This is a genomic window from Amycolatopsis sp. NPDC003731, from assembly GCF_053586895.1.
In genome coordinates this window covers 58,251-77,349 of the sequence record NZ_JBSFNC010000032.1, presented here as the reverse complement: position 1 = coordinate 77,349, position 19,099 = coordinate 58,251, and the positions used below count along the sequence as shown (strand labels likewise).

16 protein-coding genes and 2 pseudogenes are annotated in these 19,099 nt (G+C 71.0%); 6 read left to right on the top strand and 12 right to left on the bottom strand.

All coding sequences use genetic code 11. The annotated features are described in order from the left end of the window. Window positions 1-96 (bottom strand): annotated as a pseudogene (locus ACWDN5_RS16430) (hypothetical protein); the annotation flags it as partial. Between ACWDN5_RS16430 and ACWDN5_RS16425 the strand changes: the two are divergent. Next, a pseudogene (locus tag ACWDN5_RS16425) lies at window positions 93-359 on the top strand (M6 family metalloprotease domain-containing protein); the annotation flags it as partial. The pseudogenes ACWDN5_RS16430 and ACWDN5_RS16425 overlap by 4 nt on opposite strands. A 355-nt stretch (window positions 360-714) precedes the next feature. Here the strand turns inward: ACWDN5_RS16425 and prmC are convergent. Next, window positions 715-1,581 (bottom strand): peptide chain release factor N(5)-glutamine methyltransferase, encoded by an 867-nt coding sequence (prmC, locus tag ACWDN5_RS16420; protein WP_449676891.1) that lies wholly within the window; start codon window positions 1,579-1,581, stop codon window positions 715-717. Between the two features lie 245 nt (window positions 1,582-1,826). On the opposite strand from prmC, the gene ACWDN5_RS16415 reads away from it, so the two are divergent. The 3 genes from ACWDN5_RS16415 to ACWDN5_RS16405 are packed head-to-tail and all read left to right on the top strand — an operon-like array spanning window position 1,827 to window position 4,520. Further along, complete coding sequence (locus tag ACWDN5_RS16415) at window positions 1,827-2,831, top strand: glycosyltransferase family 2 protein (protein WP_310967033.1); 1,005 nt, start codon at window positions 1,827-1,829, stop codon at window positions 2,829-2,831. Next, window positions 2,828-3,262 (top strand): GtrA family protein, encoded by a 435-nt coding sequence (locus ACWDN5_RS16410; RefSeq protein ID WP_310967032.1) that lies wholly within the window; start codon window positions 2,828-2,830, stop codon window positions 3,260-3,262. The genes ACWDN5_RS16415 and ACWDN5_RS16410 overlap by 4 nt, the downstream gene beginning before the upstream one ends. Then, window positions 3,255-4,520 carry a mannosyltransferase family protein gene (locus ACWDN5_RS16405; protein ID WP_449676889.1) on the top strand — a complete coding sequence of 422 codons (1,266 nt, stop codon included), beginning with the start codon at window positions 3,255-3,257 and terminating at the stop codon, window positions 4,518-4,520. Before ACWDN5_RS16410 ends, ACWDN5_RS16405 begins: the two co-directional genes overlap by 8 nt. Before the next feature lie 245 nt (window positions 4,521-4,765). Here ACWDN5_RS16405 and prfA read toward each other — a convergent pair whose 3' ends face one another. From prfA to argS, 8 genes are all read right to left on the bottom strand, one after another. Beyond that, window positions 4,766-5,836: a peptide chain release factor 1 gene (gene prfA, locus ACWDN5_RS16400; protein ID WP_310967029.1), complete on the bottom strand. Its 1,071-nt coding sequence runs from the start codon at window positions 5,834-5,836 to the stop codon at window positions 4,766-4,768. 78 nt (window positions 5,837-5,914) lie between these two features. After that, on the bottom strand, window positions 5,915-6,142 hold the full coding sequence (gene rpmE / locus ACWDN5_RS16395; RefSeq protein WP_003102730.1) for a 50S ribosomal protein L31: 228 nt from the start codon (window positions 6,140-6,142) through the stop codon (window positions 5,915-5,917). Window positions 6,143-6,324: 182 nt separating this feature from the next. After that, entirely contained in the window at window positions 6,325-8,295 is a 1,971-nt protein-coding gene (gene rho, locus ACWDN5_RS16390) for a transcription termination factor Rho (RefSeq protein ID WP_449676888.1), read from the bottom strand. A 410-nt stretch (window positions 8,296-8,705) separates the two neighbouring features. Next, window positions 8,706-9,590: a homoserine kinase gene (gene thrB / locus ACWDN5_RS16385; RefSeq protein ID WP_449676887.1), complete on the bottom strand. Its 885-nt coding sequence runs from the start codon at window positions 9,588-9,590 to the stop codon at window positions 8,706-8,708. Further along, complete coding sequence (gene thrC, locus ACWDN5_RS16380; RefSeq protein WP_310967026.1) at window positions 9,587-10,648, bottom strand: threonine synthase; 1,062 nt, start codon at window positions 10,646-10,648, stop codon at window positions 9,587-9,589. The genes thrB and thrC overlap by 4 nt, the downstream gene beginning before the upstream one ends. Continuing rightward, the gene (locus ACWDN5_RS16375) at window positions 10,645-11,955 is read right to left on the bottom strand and encodes a homoserine dehydrogenase (protein ID WP_310967025.1); all 1,311 of its coding nucleotides are present in this window, start codon (window positions 11,953-11,955) and stop codon (window positions 10,645-10,647) included. Before ACWDN5_RS16375 ends, thrC begins: the two co-directional genes overlap by 4 nt. A gap of 6 nt (window positions 11,956-11,961) precedes the next feature. Next, window positions 11,962-13,392, bottom strand: a complete 1,431-nt coding sequence (lysA, locus tag ACWDN5_RS16370) for a diaminopimelate decarboxylase (RefSeq protein ID WP_310967024.1) — start codon at window positions 13,390-13,392, stop codon at window positions 11,962-11,964. A gap of 3 nt (window positions 13,393-13,395) precedes the next feature. After that, window positions 13,396-15,051 (bottom strand): arginine--tRNA ligase, encoded by a 1,656-nt coding sequence (argS, locus tag ACWDN5_RS16365; RefSeq protein ID WP_310967023.1) that lies wholly within the window; start codon window positions 15,049-15,051, stop codon window positions 13,396-13,398. A 196-nt stretch (window positions 15,052-15,247) separates the two neighbouring features. Between argS and ACWDN5_RS16360 the strand changes: the two genes are divergently transcribed. Together ACWDN5_RS16360 and ACWDN5_RS16355 are read left to right on the top strand one after the other, a co-directional pair. After that, entirely contained in the window at window positions 15,248-16,057 is an 810-nt protein-coding gene (locus tag ACWDN5_RS16360) for a DUF3105 domain-containing protein (RefSeq protein WP_310967022.1), read from the top strand. After that, window positions 16,057-16,758: a DUF305 domain-containing protein gene (locus ACWDN5_RS16355; RefSeq protein WP_449676886.1), complete on the top strand. Its 702-nt coding sequence runs from the start codon at window positions 16,057-16,059 to the stop codon at window positions 16,756-16,758. The genes ACWDN5_RS16360 and ACWDN5_RS16355 overlap by 1 nt, the downstream gene beginning before the upstream one ends. Window positions 16,759-16,768: 10 nt before the next feature. Here ACWDN5_RS16355 and ACWDN5_RS16350 read toward each other — a convergent pair whose 3' ends face one another. Then, entirely contained in the window at window positions 16,769-17,689 is a 921-nt protein-coding gene (locus ACWDN5_RS16350) for a cation diffusion facilitator family transporter (RefSeq protein ID WP_449676885.1), read from the bottom strand. A 195-nt stretch (window positions 17,690-17,884) separates the two neighbouring features. Beyond that, window positions 17,885-18,985, bottom strand: coding sequence for an epoxide hydrolase family protein (locus ACWDN5_RS16345; RefSeq protein WP_449676884.1), 1,101 nt, complete (start codon window positions 18,983-18,985; stop codon window positions 17,885-17,887). Window positions 18,986-19,099 lie beyond the last annotated feature (114 nt).

Here is a 19,099-nt window from a genome sequence, read left to right as displayed (position 1 = left end):
GTAGAAGGCGCGCCGCGCGGGGTCCATCTCCTGGTGGTTCTCCCAGGCCTCCGGGATCATCATCAGGACGGCGTGGGGCAGCGAGCGGCCGCCGACTCAACACGGGCGCGGCGAGCGGCGCGAAGGCCCCGTACGACACCGACACCTACCGGCTGAGCGTCTCGACGGACGCGAAGGGCTGGGAGGTCAGGCTGCCGAACGAGCTGGCGACGGCGAAGTTCGGCGGGCACGTGAAGGTCCCGGCGTACGCGAAGCGCGGCCAGGGCGGCGACCTCGCGGCGAGGGTGAAGCTGACGGCGACGTCGGTCAGCGACCCGTCGAAGACCGCGACGGCCAGCTGCACGGCGTTCGGCTTCTAGCGAGTGGTCCGGAGGGGTTGTGGACAAGTTGGTCCGCACCCCCTCCGGACTGCCCGGAACTGTCGGTGGCCGCCGGTAGCGTGGAAGACGGGGGGCGCCCCCGCGGCGGCCGGGCTGGTGAGCACGCGCTTACCCTTCCGCCCGCAGGTCGGGAGAGGGGCGCGGCGATCCGCCTCGGCGAGAGTGGGCCCCCGGGTGAAAGACCGCGCCGGCAGCCGGCGCCGGTTGGCGATGAAGCCGGTGACCCGGCGCAGCCGCCCGCGGCTCGGCAGCCGGCCCCGGAACCCCAGGCCCGCCTCGACCGGCAGAAATCTGCCTCGACCAGGGGCCCGTCGCGGGTCGGCGATGAAGCCGCTCAGCCCAGGCGGCGCGCGGTGACGAACCGGGCGCGCCCGGTCAGGTCCGCGTGGTCCTCGACGCCGGTCAGGACGCGGCGGGCGCGGACCAGGGCCGGGACCGCCGAGCCGTGCGTGTCGTCGTGCTCGATCGCCAGTCCTCCGCCCGGACGCAGGAGGCGGGCGCCGGCCGCGATCGCGTGGCGGATCACCGCCAGGCCGCTCTCCTCCGCGAACACCGCGCGCGGCGGGTCGTGCTCCGCGACCTCGGGCGGCACCTGGGTGCCCTCCGGGACGTACGGCGGGTTGCAGAGCACCAGGTCGACCAGGCCGTCGAGCTCGGCGAACATCGTCGGGTCGCCGATGTCGCCCGAGTGCAGCCGGATGGGCGTGTTGCCCGCGTCGGCGTGGACGTCGGCGTTGTGGCGGGCCCAGGCCAGGGCCTGGGGGTCGATGTCCACCGCGTAGACGACCGCGTCCGGGCGGGCGTGGGCCACCGCCAGCGCCAGCGCTCCGGAGCCCGTGCACAGGTCGACCACCACCGGGAACTCGCGGCCCTGCAGGAACTTGACGCCCCACTCGAGCAGCAGCTCGGTCTCCGGCCGCGGGACGAACACGCCCGCACCGACCGCGACCGTGATGTCGCCGAGCGCGGCCCAGCCGGTCAGGTACTGCAGCGGGATGCGCTTGGCGCGCTGCTGGACGAGCTGGCCGATGGCCTCGATGACCGGCGGGTCGACCAGCGGCACCATCGGCAGCCGGCCGCGTTCGACCCCGAGCACGTGCGCGGCGATCACCTCGGCGTCGAACCGCGGCGAGGCGACGCCCGCGCGCTCGAGGATCCGGGTGGCCTCGATGATGGCCAGGCGCAGCGGCTGCCGATTCACTCGTCGTCCTTCACCTCGTCGAGCCTGGCACACCAGGCGGAACTCCCCCGTGAGGACACGCGCCGGTCCTTCGCCGTCCAGCGTATCGAGGCACCCGCGCGGCGGGGCCGACAACTACCCACCCGGCCGGGTGCCGGGATCGCGGCGGGCCCGATCTTCTAGGATGCAGGGCACCGGGTCGGGGATTCGCCTGCTCGACGGCGCCGCCCGAACCGTTCCGCACCGAAACTCCGGGGAGCCCCGCAGTGCCCACAGAGCCGATCACCCGCCGGGTGGCGTTCATCTTCCCGATCTACAACGAGGAAGAGAACATCGACCTGCTGCACCGGACGGTGGACGAGGTGACCGCCCCCCTCGCCGGCAAGTACGACTTCAGCTTCCTCTACGTCGACGACGGCAGCCGGGACGGTTCGCTGGCCAAGCTCACCGAGCTCAGCGCCCGCGACGAGCGGGTCACGGTCGTCGAGCTGTCCCGCAACTTCGGCCACCAGATGGCCGTCACCGCCGGGCTGGACCTGGTCGACGCGGACGCCGTCGTGATCATGGACAGCGACATGCAGGACCCGCCGCGGGTGGCGCTCGAGCTGATCGAGAAGTGGGAAGAAGGCTTCGACGTCGTCTACGCGCAGCGCCGCTCGCGCCAGGACTCGGCGTTCAAGAAGCTCACCGCCGGCGGGTTCTACTGGTTCCTGCGGAAGATGGCCGCGGTCGACATCCCGAAGAACACCGGCGACTTCCGGCTGATCGACCGCAAGGTCGTCGACGAGCTGCGCAAGTACCGCGAGCGCGACCGCTTCCTGCGCGGGCTGGTCAGCTACATCGGCTTCAAGCAGACGGCCGTGCTGTTCGACCGCGACAAGCGGCACGCCGGCGTCACCGGCTACCCGCTGCGCAAGATGCTGCGCTTCGCCGCCGACGGCATCCTCGGCTTCTCGGTGACGCCGCTGCGGATGATCACGCGGATGGGCTACCTGATCTCGTTCCTGAGCTTCGTCGGCATCCTCTACGTCGGCGGCGTCAAGCTGTTCGCGCCGGAGACCGCGGTGCCCGGCTGGGCGTTCCTCGGGATCGCGATGTTCTTCCTCGGCGGGATCCAGATCATCATGCTCGGCGTGCTCGGCAGCTACATCGGCCGCACGTACTCCCAGGTGCAGAACCGGCCGCTCTACGGCGTCGCGTCGGTGCGCACGGGCCCGGCGGTGCCGGCCGAGGCCCGGGAAGGCGCCGACGCGGGAAGAGGCGCCCGGTGAAGCTGATCTCGGCGACCCAGCTGCGCTTCGGGATCGTCGGCGTGGCGAACACCCTCGTCGACGCCCTCGGCTACGCGCTGCTGGTGACGCTGGGCGTCCCGCTGTTCGTCGCCAACTTCATCTCGACGACCACGGGCATGCTGCTCAGTTTCACGCTCAACCGGAACTTCACGTTTCGCGCCAAGGACGGCGACGTCCGGCGCCAGGCCCTGCTGTTCTTCGGCGTCACCGCGTTCGGCCTGTGGGTCGTGCAGGCGGCCATCATCTTCGCGGTCACCAGCGCGTTCCCCGGGGTGAACGTGCTGATCCCGAAGGGCGCCGGGATCGTGGTCGGCCTGGTCTGGAACTACGTGCTCTACCACAAGGTCGTCTTCCGGCACCGGCCCGCGCCCGCGGCCGGGGCGCCGGTCGCGGAGGTTACGCATGACTAGCACGGCCGTGGAGTCCCGGGTCACCGACCAGGTCGAGCCGGAGCGGCCGGAGCCGGCCCGCGCGAGCCGCTGGGCCTGGCTGAACGGCGATTACGCGCGCGTCTTCGCCGTGGTGCTGGCCTGGAACGTGGTGCTGATCGCGCTGGCGTACCTGTTCGCGCCGTCCAGCCCGACCGACGAGGGCATCCCGAAGACCGGCATCGGCTCGACGATGAGCCTGCTCGCGCACACCTACCGCTGGGACGCCGGCAACTACGGCGAGATCGCCATGCACGCCTACACCGGCAGCTACGCCCCGACGCGGGCGTTCTACCCGGTGTTCCCGGTACTGGTCTGGCTGGTGCAGACGGTCAGCTTCGGCACGATCGGCCTGCTCACCGCCGGGTTCCTGGTGAACCTGGTGGCCACCTGGCTGGCCGCGGTCGCGCTGCTCAAGATCGGCCGCTACTTCTTCGACGGGGAGCGGGCCCCGTGGCTGGTCGTCGCGGCCTTCCTCACCGCGCCCGCCGCGTTCTTCCTGCACTCGTTCTACAGCGAAGCGGTGTTCTGCGCGCTGGGCTTCTGGGCCTACCTGTTCGCGTTGCGCCGTCAATGGCTCTGGATGGGCCTGACGCTCATCCCGCTGACGGCCTCCCGCATCACGGCGGCGGTGTTCGTCGGCCTGTGCTTCCTGGAGTTCTGGCGGTCGAAGGACTGGAAACTGCGCGGCCTGCTGTCGTGGAACCTGCTGTGGTTCCCGCTGGCGTTCGTCGGCCTGGCCGGCGTGATGGTCGTCATGAAGATCCAGACCGGGGACTTCTTCGGCAGCTTCAACGCGCTCAAGGGCGTGCGGGAGTGGTCGTACCACAAGTTCAACCCGAACATCCTCGAGACGATCTGGCGCGAAGCCAAGATCACCGGCCACGCGCTGCTCGGCGACACCAAGATGGACGCGTGGACGCTGATGAGCCACGTGCTGCCGATGATCGGCCTGGCGCTGCTGTTCGCGTCCTCGGTGTACGTCCTGGTGGCGCTGCGCGCGAAGGGCATCCCGCTGGCGCTGTTCGGGTTCGCGTCGATCGTGATGCTGACGATGAACAACAACGTGGTGTCGGTGCACCGGTACCTGCTGCCGTGCCTGGTGATGTACGTGGCGCTGGTGCTGTTCGGCGAGCGCCGCCCGCGGCTGCGCGGCGCGGTCCACGTCGTGCTCTACGCGAACGCGCTGGTCTGCGGGATGATCTACCTGCGCTTCATCACGGGTTTCTGGTCCGGCTGAAAGGTCCCGCGATGCGGATCATGCACCAGGTCGTCACGTTCGACGCGGCCGACCTCTTCTGCCTCTGCTGGCTGGTCGCCCGTCAGCCCGGCTGACAGCCGTGTCGACCCTTCAATCACGCGTGTCGACCCTCGAATCACGCGTGTCGACCCTCCAAGCACGAACCGGAAGCCGGGACTTGTGCGTGAAGGGTCGACACGCGTGATCGGGAAGCCGACACGCGTGATCAGGAGGTCGACACGGCGTCAGCCGGACTGAGCCGCCAGGCGCTCTTCGCGGTCCGCCGTCGCCAAGGCGTCCAGCACGCCGTCCAGATCGCCGTCCAGGACCTGGTCCAGGTTGTAGGCCTTGTAGTTCACCCGGTGGTCCGAGATGCGGTTCTCCGGGAAGTTGTACGTCCGGATGCGCTCCGAGCGGTCGACCGTGCGGACCTGGGACTTGCGGGCGTCCGACGCCTTCGCCGCCGCCTCCTCCTCCGCGATCGCCTGCAACCGGGCCTGGAGCACCTGCAGGGCGCGGGCGCGGTTCTGGATCTGGGACTTCTCGTTCTGGCAAGACACCACGATGCCCGTCGGCAGGTGGGTGATCCGGACCGCCGAGTCGGTCGTGTTGACGCTCTGGCCGCCCGGGCCCGAGGACCGGAACACGTCGATGCGCAGGTCGTTCGGGTCGATCTCGACCTCGACCTCCTCCGGCTCCGGGTAGATGAGCACGCCGGACGCCGAGGTGTGGATCCGGCCCTGGGACTCGGTCGCCGGCACACGCTGGACGCGGTGGACGCCGCCCTCGAACTTCAAGCGCGACCACACCCCGTCGACCTCGGCCGACTTCGTCTTGATCGACAGCGTGACGTCCTTGAAGCCGCCCAGGTCGGAGTCCACCGAGTCGAGGACCTCCGCCTTCCAGCCGTGGCGCTCGGCGTAGCGCAGGTACATCCGCAGCAGGTCGCCCGCGAACAGGGCCGACTCCTCGCCGCCCTCGCCGGACTTGATCTCCATCACGACGTCGGAGCCGTCGTACGGGTCGCGCGGCAGCAGGAGCTCGGTGAGCTTCGACTCCAGGTCGGGGATCTTCGCCGACAGCTCCTCGGCTTCGGCGGCGAACTCCGCGTCCTCCGCGGCCATCTCCCGCGCGGCCGCGAGGTCATCCCGGGCCGTGTCGAGCTCGTGGACGGCCCGCACCACCGGCGTCAGCTCGGCGTAGCGGCGGCCGAGCTTGCGGGCGCGCCCCTGGTCGGCGTGCACCGCCGGGTCCGCCAGCTGCCGCTCCAGCTCCGCGTGCTCGGCGAGCAGCCCCTTGAGCGAGCTCGAATCCACCTCTGCCACCTCTCAGCCCGGGGAACAAGACAAAAAACGACGCCCACTCGCGCGGGCGAGTGGGCGTCGTCGGAAAAGCTACTTGGCGTCGGCCTTCTTCTGGCGCTTGCCGTAGCGAGCCTCGAAGCGCGCGACCCGGCCACCGGTGTCCATGATCTTCTGCTTGCCCGTGTAGAACGGGTGGCAGTTCGAGCAGATCTCGACGTGGATGTTGCCGCTGGTCTTGGTGCTGCGCGTGGTGAAGCTGTTGCCGCAGTCGCAGTTCACGTTCGTGACCACGTACTCGGGGTGAATACCGCTCTTCATGGTGTCCTCTCTCGTTGGCTCCGGGTCCCCAGTCGTTCTCGCGGGGTGAACCGGCGCCGGACTTCAGCGGGTGATTCTGCCAGACGGGCAGACGTGTACTGGAACGCACCCCGCTGACCAGCTATTCCCACCGCGAAGGGGGCCTCCCCGGCGCACCGGGAAGGCCCCCTTTCAGACGGGACTCAGTCGTCTTCGCCGCCGCCGAGGGCGGTCTTCGAGACCTGCATGAGGAACTCGACGTTGGTCTTCGTCTTCCGCAGCCGCGAGATCAGCAGGTCGATGGCCTGCTGCGAGTCGAGCGCGTGCAGCACCCGGCTCAGCTTCACGGTGACCGCGAGCTCGTCCGGCGAGAGCAGCAGCTCGTCCTTGCGGGTACCGGACGGGTTGACGTCGACCGCCGGGAACACGCGACGCTCGGCGATCTTCCGGTCGAGCTTGAGCTCGGCGTTACCCGTGCCCTTGAACTCCTCGAAGATGACCGTGTCCATCGTCGAGCCGGTCTCGACCATCGCCGTGGCGAAGATGGTCAGCGAGCCGCCGTTCTCGATGTTGCGGGCCGCACCCAGGAAGCGCTTCGGCGGGTACAGCGCGGTCGAGTCGACACCACCGGACAGGATCCGGCCGGACGCCGGCGCCGCCAGGTTGTACGCGCGGCCGAGGCGGGTGATCGAGTCGAGCAGCACGACGACGTCGTGGCCCATCTCGACCAGGCGCTTGGCCCGCTCGATCGACAGCTCCGCGACCGACGTGTGGTCGGACGGCGGCCGGTCGAAGGTCGAGGCGATGACCTCGCCCTTCACCGAGCGCTGCATGTCGGTGACCTCTTCCGGACGCTCGTCGACCAGGACGACCATCAGGTGGCACTCGGGGTTGTTCGTGGAGATCGCGTTCGCGATGTCCTGCATGATCGTGGTCTTGCCGGCCTTCGGCGGCGACACGATCAGGGCGCGCTGCCCCTTGCCGACCGGCATGATCAGGTCGATCACGCGGGTGGTGAGCTTGTGCGACTCGGTCTCGAGGCGCAGCCGCTCGTTCGGGTACAGCGGGGTCAGCTTGGTGAAGTCGGGACGCCGCTTGGCCTCGTCCGGCTCCAGGCCGTTGATCGAGTCGACGCGCACCAGCGGGTTGAACTTCTGCCGCTGCTGCTCGCCGTCCCGCGGCTGGCGGACGACACCGGTGATGGCGTCGCCGCGGCGCAGGCCGTACTTGCGGACCAGCGACAGCGAGACGTAGACGTCGTTCGGGCCGGCGAGGTAGCCGGAGGTGCGGACGAACGCGTAGTTGTCCAGCACGTCCAGGATGCCCGCGACGGGCAGCAGGACGTCGTCCTCGCGGATCTCGGTGTCCGGCGAGCCGCCTTCGCCCCGGCCGCCCCCGCTGCCCCGGCGACGGCGGTCGCGGAAGCGACGGCCGCGACGGCCGCCTTCCTCGTCGTCGTCCGGCTGCTGGTTGCGGTTGTCACCGCGGTTACCGTCGCCGCGGTTGCCGTCCTGCTGGTTGTTGCGCTGGCGGTCGCCGCGGTTGCCGTCCTGGCGGTTGTCACCCCGGTTGTCGCCGCGGTTGCCACCGCCCTGGCGCTGCTGGTCGCGGTTGCGGTCGCCCTGCTGCCGGTCGCTCCCCTGCTGGCGGTCGCCCTGACCCTGCTGGCGGTCGCCGCCCTGCTGGCCGTCCGGGGCCCCGGCGGCGCGGTTGGAACCGCGGCGACGCCGGCTGCGGCCGCCCTCCTCGGGCTGGCCGTCCTGGCCCTGCTGGCCGTCCTGCTGCGGGCGCTCGGCCTGCGGCTGCGCGTCCGACGGCGCGGACGCGGGCGCCTCGGCCTTCGGCTCCGGCTTGGTCTCCACCACAGTGGCGGGCGCCTCGGCCTTCGGCTCGGCCTTGGGGGCCGCCTTCGCCGGCTCGCCGACACCTTCCAGCGGCAAGGTCTCGGCCGCCGCACGCGGCTTGCGGGACTTGCCCTGGCGCTCACGGATCGCGGCGATCAGATCGCCCTTGCGCATGCCCGTCGTCTCGCCGACGCCGAGCTCCCCAGCCAGCGAACGCAGTTCGGCGACGGTCTTACCGGTCAGCCCGCCGACCGTCCGCTTGGGAGCGGGGGCGGTGCCGTTCGTCTCGGCCGTGCCGCTCACGTCGCTCAAAAGATCGGTGTTGCTCACACATGTCCTTCCTGACCGATCCACGCCTCCAGGTGGATCAGCGGACTGCCGCTCGCTTCTGATCGCGAACCGGCGTAGTTGCCCCCCGATACGCGAGATGAGCTCTTCGGCCGTGCGGAACACAGCTGGAGCGCCTCCACCACAGGGGTTTGCGTCCTCCAAACGGAGGACACGGAATTCGGCACCGCCGAAACCGGAAACCCGCCCAAGTCGTTCCGCGTTACCCCGCTTGCCAGGCGGTGCGGATTCGGCGGATCGACGACGGATGCGGATCCGGGGATTCCCCGGGACCGGCATCGGGTGCGGAAACGCACGGTGATCGAACGCCCCCGAGGGTAGACCGCGGCGGTGCCGGGTGCAACAACCACCCCCCGCGTGGCGGCTGCCTCGTCGGCCACGTGACCCAGCCTTTACTGAGCCGCAACCTGCACGCCCGTGAGATCCACGGGCAGCTCGAGGACGTCGAAATCGGTAACGCCCACCTCCGGCGGAAGTATTCCCGCGGTGGTCAGCGCGAGCACCGTCGGACCGGCGCCGGAGACGGCGGCGGCCACTCCCCGTGCACGGAGCGTCGCCACCAGCTGCGTGCTCGCCGGGTAGGCGGGGGCGCGGTAATCCTGGTGCAGCCGGTCCTCGGTGGCCGTGAGCAGCAGCTCCGGCTTCGCCGTCAGCGCGTGGACGGCGAGCGCGGCGCGGCCCGCGTTGTGCGCGGCGTCGGCGTGCGGCACGGTCGACGGCAGCAACCCGCGCGTGGTCGCGGTGGCCGAGCGCACCGACGGCACGGCGACGACCGGCCGGATCGACGGGTGCGGGGTGAGCCGTTCGGCGTGGAAGCGGCCGCCGTCGCACCAGGCCAGGACCAGGCCGCCGAGCAGGCTCGCGGCGGCGTTGTCGGCGTGGCCTTCGAAGCCCGCGGCCAGCTGCAGCGCGTCGAACGCGTCGATTTCCCGGCCGGCGAGCGCGTACCCGGCGGCGACGCCGGACACGACCGCCGCCGCGGACGAGCCGAGGCCTCGCGCGTGCGGGATCGCGTTGTGGCAGCGCAGGTGCAGACCGGGCAGCTCGACGCCGAGGTGCTCGCAGGTCGCGTGGATCGCCCGCACCACCAGGTGGGTCTCGTCGGTGGGGACGTCCGCGACGCCGCCGGCACCCGCGTCGATCACCTCGACCTTGAGCCCGGTGTCGGTGACCCGCACTTCGACGACGTCGTAGAGGCTCAGCGCCATCCCGAAGGCGTCGAAGCCCGGCCCGAGGTTCGCCGTGGACGCCGGGACGGTGACCCGGAAGGCGTTCACCGCAGGTCCAGCGCCGCCGCGACCGCCGAGGGGTCCACGGCCAGCGGCTCGACCTCGACGTTGCCCGCCAGCGCCGTCTGGGGGTCCTTCAGGCCGTGCCCGGTGACCGTGCAGACGACCCGCGAACCGCGCGGCAGCCGGCCGTCGGCGGCCGTGGCCAGCAGGCCCGCCACGCTGGTGGCCGACGCCGGCTCGACGAAGACGCCTTCGCGGCCGGCCAGCAGCCGGTAGGCCTCGAGGATCTTCTCGTCGGTGACGGCTTCGAAGAGCCCGTCGGACTCGTCCTTCGCCTTCACCGCGGCGGTCCAGGACGCCGGGCTGCCGATCCGGATGGCGGTGGCGACCGTCTCCGGGTCCGCCACCGGCTCGCCGTGCACCAGCGGCGCCGCGCCGGCCGCCTGGAAGCCGAACATCCGTGGAGTGTTCTTCACCACACCGTCGGCCGCGTACTCGGCGTACCCCGCCCAGTAGGCGGTGATGTTGCCGGCGTTGCCGACCGGCAGGCAGTGGATGTCCGGCGCGGTGCCGAGCACGTCGCAGATCTCGAACGCGGCGGTCTTCTGGCCCGCGATGCGCACCGGGTTGACCGAGTTGACGAGCGTGACCGGGTAGTCGGCCGCGGTCTTGCGGGCCAGTTCGAGGCAGTCGTCGAAGTTGCCGTCGACCTGGAGGATCCGCGCGCCGTGCAGGACGGCCTGGGCGAGCTTGCCCATGGCGATCTTGCCCTGGGGCACCAGCACCGCGCAGGTCAGCCCGGCGCGGGCGGCGTAGGCGGCAGCCGAGGCGGACGTGTTGCCGGTCGACGCGCAGATCACCGCCTTGAGGCCGCTGGCCAGCGCGTGCGTGATGGCCACGGTCATCCCGCGGTCCTTGAACGAGCCGGTCGGGTTCGCGCCCTCGACCTTGAGGTACACCTCGCAGCCGGTCAGCTCGGACAGGTGGTGGGCGGGCAGCAGCGGCGTGTTGCCCTCCCCGAGCGTGACGACCCGCGCGCCGTCCGGGACCGGGACGCGGTCCCGGTACGCCTCGATGAGCCCGGGCCAGGGGTGCCTGATCACTGGTCTTCGCCTTCCACCCGCATCACGCTGACAACTTCGTGGACGACGTCGAGCCGGCCGATTTCGTCCACAGTGGACTGAAGGGCGGCGTCGGGAGCCTGGTGCGTCACCACGACCAGGCTCGCGCGGTCGCCGACGTCGCTCTGCCGCACCGCCGCGATGCTGACGCCGTGGTCGGCGAACGCCTGCGCCACCTGGGCGAGCACACCGGCGCGGTCGGCCACGGACAGGCTCACGTGGTACCGGGTCGGCGTCTGGCCCATCGGCCGCACCGGCAGGGCCGCGTGCGCGGATTCCCGCGGGCCGCGGCCGCCGACGACCCGGTTGCGGGCCACCGCGACGAGGTCGCCGAGCACCGCGCTCGCGGTCGGCGCGCCGCCCGCGCCCTGGCCGTAGAACATCAGCTCGCCCGCGGCGTCGGCCTCGACGTAGACGGCGTTGAACGCGCCGCCGACGCCGGCCAGCTGGTGGCTGCGCGGGATCATCACCGGGTGCACACGGGCGGACACCGACTCGACGCCGTCGTCGTCGGTGACCCGCTCGCAGATGGCCAGCAGCTTCACCGTGCGGCCCAGCATCCGGGCCGCGGCGAGGTCGGCGGCGGTGACGTCGGCGATGCCCTCGCGGTGCACGTCCGACGCCGTCACGCGCGTGTGGAAGGCGAGGGACGCCAGGATCGCGGCCTTCGACGCGGCGTCGTAGCCGTCGACGTCGGCGGTCGGGTCGGCCTCGGCGTACCCGAGCCGGCTGGCTTCGTCGAGCGTCTCGGCGTAGCCGGCGCCGGTCGAGTCCATCGCCGACAGGATGTAGTTCGTGGTGCCGTTGACGATCCCCATCACGCGGGTGATCCGGTCGCCGGCGAGGGATTCGCGCAGCGGGCGCAGCAGCGGGATCGCGCCGGCCACCGCGGCCTCGAAGTACAGGTCGGCGCCCGCGGCGTCGGCCGCCTCGAACAGGTCGGCGGAGTGCTCGGCCAGCAGCGCCTTGTTCGCCGTGACGACGGACTTGCCCGCCTTCAGCGCGGCGAGCAGCCAGCCGCGGACCGGCTCGATGCCGCCGACGAGCTCGACGACGACGTCGACGTCTTCGCTGGTGACGAGCTGCTCGACGTCGGCGGTCAGCAGCTCCGGCGGCAGCTCGGGGTGCTTGTCCGGGCGGCGGACGGCGATGCCGGCCAGCTCGACCGGCGCGCCGGCGCGGGCGGCCAGTTCGCCGGCCTGCTCGGTGAGCAGCCGGGCGACCTCGCCGCCGACGGTCCCGCAGCCGAGCAGCGCGACCCTGATCGGACGTCGTTCCGGGGCAGACACGGTGTTTCAGACCTCCAGGCGCAGCATGTCGTCGGTCGTCTCCCGCCGCAGCAGCAGCCGGGAGCTGCCGTTGCGCACGGCGACCACGGCCGGGCGGGGCATCCGGTTGTACGTGCTCGCCATCGAGTAGCAGTACGCGCCGGTCGCCGCGACCGCCAGCAGGTCGCCGGGAGCCAGCGTGTCGGGCAGCCAGCAGTCTCGTACGACGATGTCGCCGGATTCACAGTGTTTTCCCACGACCCGGGACAACACGGCCTGCACCGGCTGCTCGTTGTCGCCCGCGGAGCGGGAAACGACCCGGACGTCGTACACGGCGTCGTAGAGCGCGGTCCGGATGTTGTCGCTCATCCCGCCGTCGACGCTGACGTACCGCCGCGCCGACTCGTCGCCGAGCGAGACGTCCTTGATGGTGCCGACCTCGTAGAGCGTGATCGTGCCGGGACCGGCGATCGCGCGGCCCGGCTCGCCGGCGATCCGCGGCACCGGCAGGCCCGCGTACGCGCACTCCTTGCGGACGATCTCGCGGATCTGCGTGATCATCTGCGCGGGTGGCGGCGGGTTGTCCTTCTCGGTGTAGGCGATGCCGAAGCCACCGCCGAGGTCGACCAGGCTCAGCTGGTCGAGCAGCTCGGGGCCGTGCTCCTTCGCCAGGTCGGCGAGCAGCCCGACGACGCGGCGGGCGGCGACCTCGAAGCCGTCGGCGTCGAAGATCTGCGAACCGATGTGGCTGTGCAGGCCGACGAGCTTGAGCGACCGCGCGTTGAGCACCCGGCGGACCGCCTCGGCGGCGTCCCCGCTGGCCAGGGAGAACCCGAACTTCTGGTCCTCGTGGGCGGTCGCGATGAACTCGTGGGTGTGCGCCTCGACGCCGACGGTGACCCGGATCAGCACCGGCTGCACGACGTCGTGGCGCGCGGCGATGTCGGCCAGCCGGGCGATCTCGAAGTAGGAGTCGAGCACGACCGTGCCGACCCCGGCGACGACCGCGGCCTCGAGCTCGGCGGGCGACTTGTTGTTGCCGTGGAAGGTGATCCGCTCGGCCGGGAAGTCCGCGCGCTGCGCCACGGCGAGCTCGCCGCCGCTGCAGACGTCCAGGCTCAGCCCCTGCTCGGCCACCCAGCGGGCGATCTCGATGGAGAGGAACGCCTTGGACGCGTAGTGCACCAGCGACGGGTCGTCGAAGGCCTCGGCGTAGTCCGCGCACCGGGACTTGAAGTCGGCTTCGTCGACGACGAACAGCGGCGTGCCGTGCTGCTCGGCGAGCTCGCGGACGTCGACGCCGGCGATCCGGACGACGCCGTCGGCGGCGCGGAAGGTGTTGCGCGGCCACACTTTCGCGGGCAGCTTGTCGAGCTCCTCGACCCCGGACGGCTGGAGCCCGGAGGTGTCGGCGTGGGGGTAGACGTCGGCGTGCCTGGGGCCCGCGGGGTGCGCCATTTCTTACATCCGTTCCGGAGCGGAGACACCGAGGAGGGCGAGGCCGTTCGCCAGCACCTGGCGGGCGGCTTCGCACAGCGCGAGCCGGGCGAACGTCAGAGGGGTCGCCTCTTCGTCGCCCATGGGCAGCACGCGGCCCACGGTGTAGAACTTGTGGTAGGCGCCCGCGAGTTCTTCGAGGTAGCGCGCGATCCGGTGCGGCTCCCGCATTTCGGCGGCGCGGCGCACGGTTTCCGGGAATTCGCCGATGGTGCGGATCAGGTCGCCCTCGGCGGGCAGCGTCAGGAGTCCGAAGTCGACGTCCGAAGTGGACTTGATGCCGAGGTCGGCCGCGTTGCGCTGCAGAGACGCCAGCCGCGCGTGGGCGTACTGGACGTAGTAGACCGGGTTGTCGTTGGAGTGCTTGCGCAGCAGGTCCAGGTCGACGTCCAAAGTGGAGTCCACCGAGTAGCGGATCAGCTCGTAGCGGGCCGGGTCGACGCCGACGGCCTCGACGAGGTCCTCCATGGTGATCACGGTGCCGGCGCGCTTGGACATCCGGACCGGCTTGCCGTCGCTGACCAGGTTGACCATCTGGCCGATCAGCACCTCGACCGTCGCCGGGTCGTCGCCGAACGCGGCGGCCGCGGCCTTGAGGCGGGCGATGTAGCCGTGGTGGTCCGCGCCGAGCATGTAGATGCACAGGTCGAAGCCGCGGTTGCGCTTGTCCTTGAAGTAGGCCAGGTCGCCGGCGATGTAGGCCGGGTTGCCGTCCTGCTTGATGACGACGCGGTCCTTGTCGTCGCCGTACTCCTTGGACTTCAGCCACCAGGCGCCGTCTTCGAAGTAGAGGTTCCCGGAGTCCTTGAGCTCCTGGACGGCGGCGTCGACCGCGCCGGACTTGTGCAGCGAGTCCTCGTGGAAGTAGACGTCGAAGTCGGTGCCGAACTCGTGCAGGCTGGACTTGATCTCGCCGAACATGAGCTCGATGCCGATCCGGCGGAACGTCTCGTGGCGCTGCTCCTCCGGCAGCGACAGCGCGCTCGGCTCGGCCTTGATGACCTCGGCGGCGATGTCGTTGATGTAGCCGCCCGCGTAGCCGTCCTCCGGCGCGGGCTCGCCCTTCGCGGCGGCGATCAGCGACCGGACGAACCGGTCGATCTGGGCGCCGGCGTCGTTGAAGTAGTACTCGCGGGTGACGTCGCCGCCCTGCGCGGCCAGCACGCGGCCCAGCGCGTCGCCGACCGCGGCCCAGCGGGTGCCGCCGAGGTGGATCGGGCCGGTCGGGTTCGCGGAGACGAACTCGAGGTTGATCTTCGTGCCGGCCAGCGCGTCGCCGCGGCCGTACGCGGCGCCGGCGTCGAGCACCTGGCGCACGATGTCGCCCTGCGCGGCGGCGGCGAGCCGGAAGTTGAGGAAGCCGGGGCCGGCGACCTCGGCCGAGGCGACGCCGTCGTCCGCCGAGACCGCCTCGGCGAGCGCTTCGGCGAAGTCGCGCGGCTTGAGGCCGGCCTTCTTGGCCACCTGGAGGGCGAGGTTCGTCGCGTAATCGCCGTGTTCGGGGTTGCGCGGGCGTTCGATGGTCACCTGCTCCGGCAGCACGGTGTCGTCGATGCCGCGTGCGGCGAGCACCTGCACGGCGGAGCTGCGGACCAGGTCGGCGAGAGCGGCGGGAGTCACTTGCCGAATTCTAGGTGTGCCCTGGTCGGGGGCTTTCATCGGTCTCGGCCACATCACGATCCGTGGGTGTGTGAGGCGTTAACGGTGATCAGACGCGTGGTCTCTACACTGGCCCGGGCGGGAATCCGTCCGCAGCCACCAGAGGGAGAACGCGGAAGCCATGGCGAACGGGACAACTCGGAAAAAGGGGTCGGCGGTGAAGGCGGCCCGCGGTTCCGTGGTGAGCAAGAAGGGGACGCCCTGGGGCACGATCGTCGCCGTCGTCGCCGTCGTGGCGCTGGCCGCCTCGGTGATCATCTACTACATGGTGCAGTCCGCGCCGAAGCGTGAGCAGGCCGACCGCGAGGCCGCCGCCGCGTCGTTCGCGCCGAGCGCGCAGGACCCCGACCCCTCGAAGCGCATCCCCGGCGTGGTGACCGCGACCTACACGGGCAGCGTCCACGTGCTCCCGACCGAGCGCGTCGCCTACGACAAGACCCCGCCGTTCGGCGGCCCGCACGACCAGACCTGGGCCACCTGCACCGGCACCGTGTACCCGACCGCCGTCCGCACCGAGAACATGGTGCACGCGCTGGAGCACGGTGCCGTCTGGATCGCCTACAACCCGCAGCAGATCTCGGGTGACGCGCTCAACCTGCTGAGCGTCCGCGCCAAGGGCAAGCCGTACACGATGATGTCGCCGTACCCGGGCCTGGACAAGCCGATCTCGCTGCAGTCGTGGGGCCACCAGCTGAAGCTGGACGACGCCAACGACCCGCGGATCGACGAGTTCATCGCGGCGCTGCGCAGCAACCCGAACGGCGTGTACCCCGAGGTGGGCGCGTCCTGCGACGCGGTCCCGGGCCAGTTCGACCCGGACAACCCGCCGCCGTTCGACGCGTCGAAGCCGGGCCCCGACGCGAAGCCGATGGACTACAAGGGCAGCACCGCCGCCCAGGGTGAGAACGGCATGCCGGCCTCCTCCGCTCCCGCGTCCGCCCCCGCTTCCCCGACACCGACCAAGTGATGTCCGAAGCCGACCTCGACACCGAACAGCCGACCTGGTCACGGTGGGTGATCATCGGCGGGACGCTGCTGGCGGTCCTGCTGATCGGCGCGACGGCCGGGATGTTCCTGACCCGCGCCATCGACGACGAGCCGGCGGCCGCGGTGCCGGCCGCCGGCTCGGTCGAGGTCGGCTTCGCCCAGGACATGTCGACGCACCACCTCCAGGCGGTGACGATGGCGGGCATCGCCCGCGACCGCACGACCGACCCGGAGATCAAGCAGCTGTCGTTCGACATCGAGCGCACGCAGCTCGAGCAGGTCGGCCGGATGAAGGGCTGGCTCATGCTGTGGGACCAGCCCGAGCAGCCGATCGGCGCCCCGATGCAGTGGATGACGGAACCGATGCCGGGTCACGACGGCATGTCGATGGCCCCGTCTTCGATCAACCCGGCGGGCGGTCCGCTGATGCCGGGCATGGCGACGGACCAGGAGCTTTCCAAGCTGCGGTCGCTGTCGGGCCGCGCGTTCGACGTCTTCTTCCTGCAGCTGATGTTGCGTCACCACCAGGGCGGGACGTCGATGGCCCAGTACGCGGCCGCGCATTCGACGCTGCCGGCGTTGAAGGCGCTGGTGAACAGCATCCTGACGTCGCAGGGCGCGGAAATGGACCAGATGAAGCTGATGCTCTCGGGCCGGGGAGCCCAGCCGCTGCCCGCTTGACCAGGGCGTTCTACCAGGACAGCTCCTGGCAGCGGCGCGCACACGACGGCGCCTCCACCTGCAGGGTCGCGTGCTCGATCGCGTACCGCGAAGACAGCAGGTCCTGCGCTTCCGTCAGCACGTCCGACTGCTTCGCCGGGGGCGCCAGCGTCAGGTGCGCCGAAGCCACCTCCATGCCCGACGTCAGCGTCCACACGTGGAGGTCGTGCACGTCCGCCACCCCGGGCAGTGCCGACAGCTCCGCGTTGATCGCCCCGACGTCCACGCCCTGCGGGGCGTGCTGGAACAGGATGCGCAGCGCGCGGCGGGCCAGCGTCCACGTGCGCGGCAGCACCCACAGCCCGATCGCGACACCGATGATCGGGTCGGCGTAGCGCCAGCCCGTCAGCAGCGTCACCGCGCCGCTGACCAGGACGCCGACCGAGCCGATCAGGTCGGCCAGGACCTCGAGGTACGCGCCGCGGACGTTGATGCTCTCCTTCGCGCCCGCGCGCAGCACCGCGAACGACACCAGGTTGGCCACCAGGCCGGCCGCCGCGGCCAGCAGGACGGGCAGGCCCGGGACCGCCGGCGGGTCGCCGATGCGGCCGATCGCCTCGATCAGGACGTAGCCCGCGACGCCGAACAGCAGCAGCGCGTTGGCCAGCGCGGCCAGCACCTCCGCGCGGTAGAGGCCGAACGTGCGGCCGACCGTCGGGCCGCTGCGCCGCGCCAGCATGATCGCGGCCAGGGCCATCGCCACGCCGAGGACGTCGGTGAACATGTGGGCGGCGTCCGACATCAGGGCCAGCGAGCCGGTCGTCAGGCTGACGACGAACTCGAGCACCATGAACCCGGCACCGATGCCCAGGGCGATGGCCAGCCCCCGCACGTGGCGTCCCGACGCGCTCGCCGGCGCGACCGCGTGCCCGTGGCCGTGTCCCTGACCCATTCCGCCTCCGTTCCCGGTTTACCTTCGGGCCAAACATATAGTCGGATGCGCATATATGCAACAGAGGGCAGCCTAAGTTCACCCATCCGCAAGCTACCCCGCGCGGCGGAGCCGCCCAATCCACCAGCCGGGGTTTCCCGCCAGGCGGACTCGTCACGCTTCGGCGTCGACCATCCGGGTGAGCGACCCGCTCGCCTAACGCACCAGCCGGAAGAAGCCGCGGACCTGGTCGACGAACAGGCCGGGCTGCTCCATCGCGGCGAAGTGCCCGCCGACGGGCAGTTCCTCGAACCACCGCAGATCCGTATAACGCTGCTCGGCCTGCCGCCGCGACGGCCGGACGATTTCCTTGGGGAACACCGAAACACCCGCCGGAACGTCCACAGTGGAGAGATCGCGGTCGTTGTTCTCCCAGTACATCCGGGCCGAGGAGGCCGCGGTCGCGGTGAACCAGTAGACGGAGATGTCGTCCAGGATGCGCTGCCGGTCGACGGCGTCCTCCGGGTGGCCCTTGTGGTCGGTCCAGGCCCAGAACTTCTCGACGATCCAGGCGGCCTGGCCGGCGGGCGAGTCGGTGAGGCCGTAGCCGAGCGTCTGCGGCCGGGTGCCCTGCTGGGCGGAGTAGCCGCTGCCGCTCCGCCGGAACTCCTGCAGATCGGCCAGCGCCCGGCGCTCCGCGGGCGTCGGGTCGTCGATGTCCATCCGCACGGGCGCGAAGTTGACGTGCACGCCGGCCACGTGACCGGACCGCGCGAGCGCGTTGGTGATGGCGGCACCCCAGTCGCCGCCCTGGGCGCCGTAGCGGTCGTAGCCGAGTTCCTGCATGAGCGCGTCCCACAGCTCGGCAACCCGCGGGATCTTCAGCGCGGGCTTGTCGCTCCACCCGAACCCGGGCAGCGACGGCGCGACGACGTGGAAGGCATCGGCGGGATCACCCCCGTGCTTGGCGGGATCGGTGAGCGGCCCGAGGACGTCGAGGAATTCGAGAACGGACCCGGGCCACCCGTGGGTCAGCACGAGCGGCAGCGCATCGGCCTCGGGTGACCGGACGTGCAGGAAGTGCAGGCCGACACCGTCGACGGTGGCCCGGAACTGCGGAAAGGCGTTGAGCCGGCGGGCGAACCCGAAGTCGTATTCTTCGCCCCAGTCACGGCAGAGCTCGCGCACGTAGGCGAGCGGAACCCCCTGCGACCAGTCATCGACGGTCTCGCGCTCGGGCCACCGGGTCCGCCGCAGCCGCTCCCGCAGATCGGCGACATCGCCCTCATCGAGAGCTACCTGGAACGGCTCGGCCATCTCGGCTCCTTCAGGTGGGCCTCCCACGCTAGCGACGTCCGGTCGAATGGATCAACTTGTTGGCGCTGACCTGCGCGTTTGTCAGTCGGACCACCTGCGGGAGGAAGGTGACGG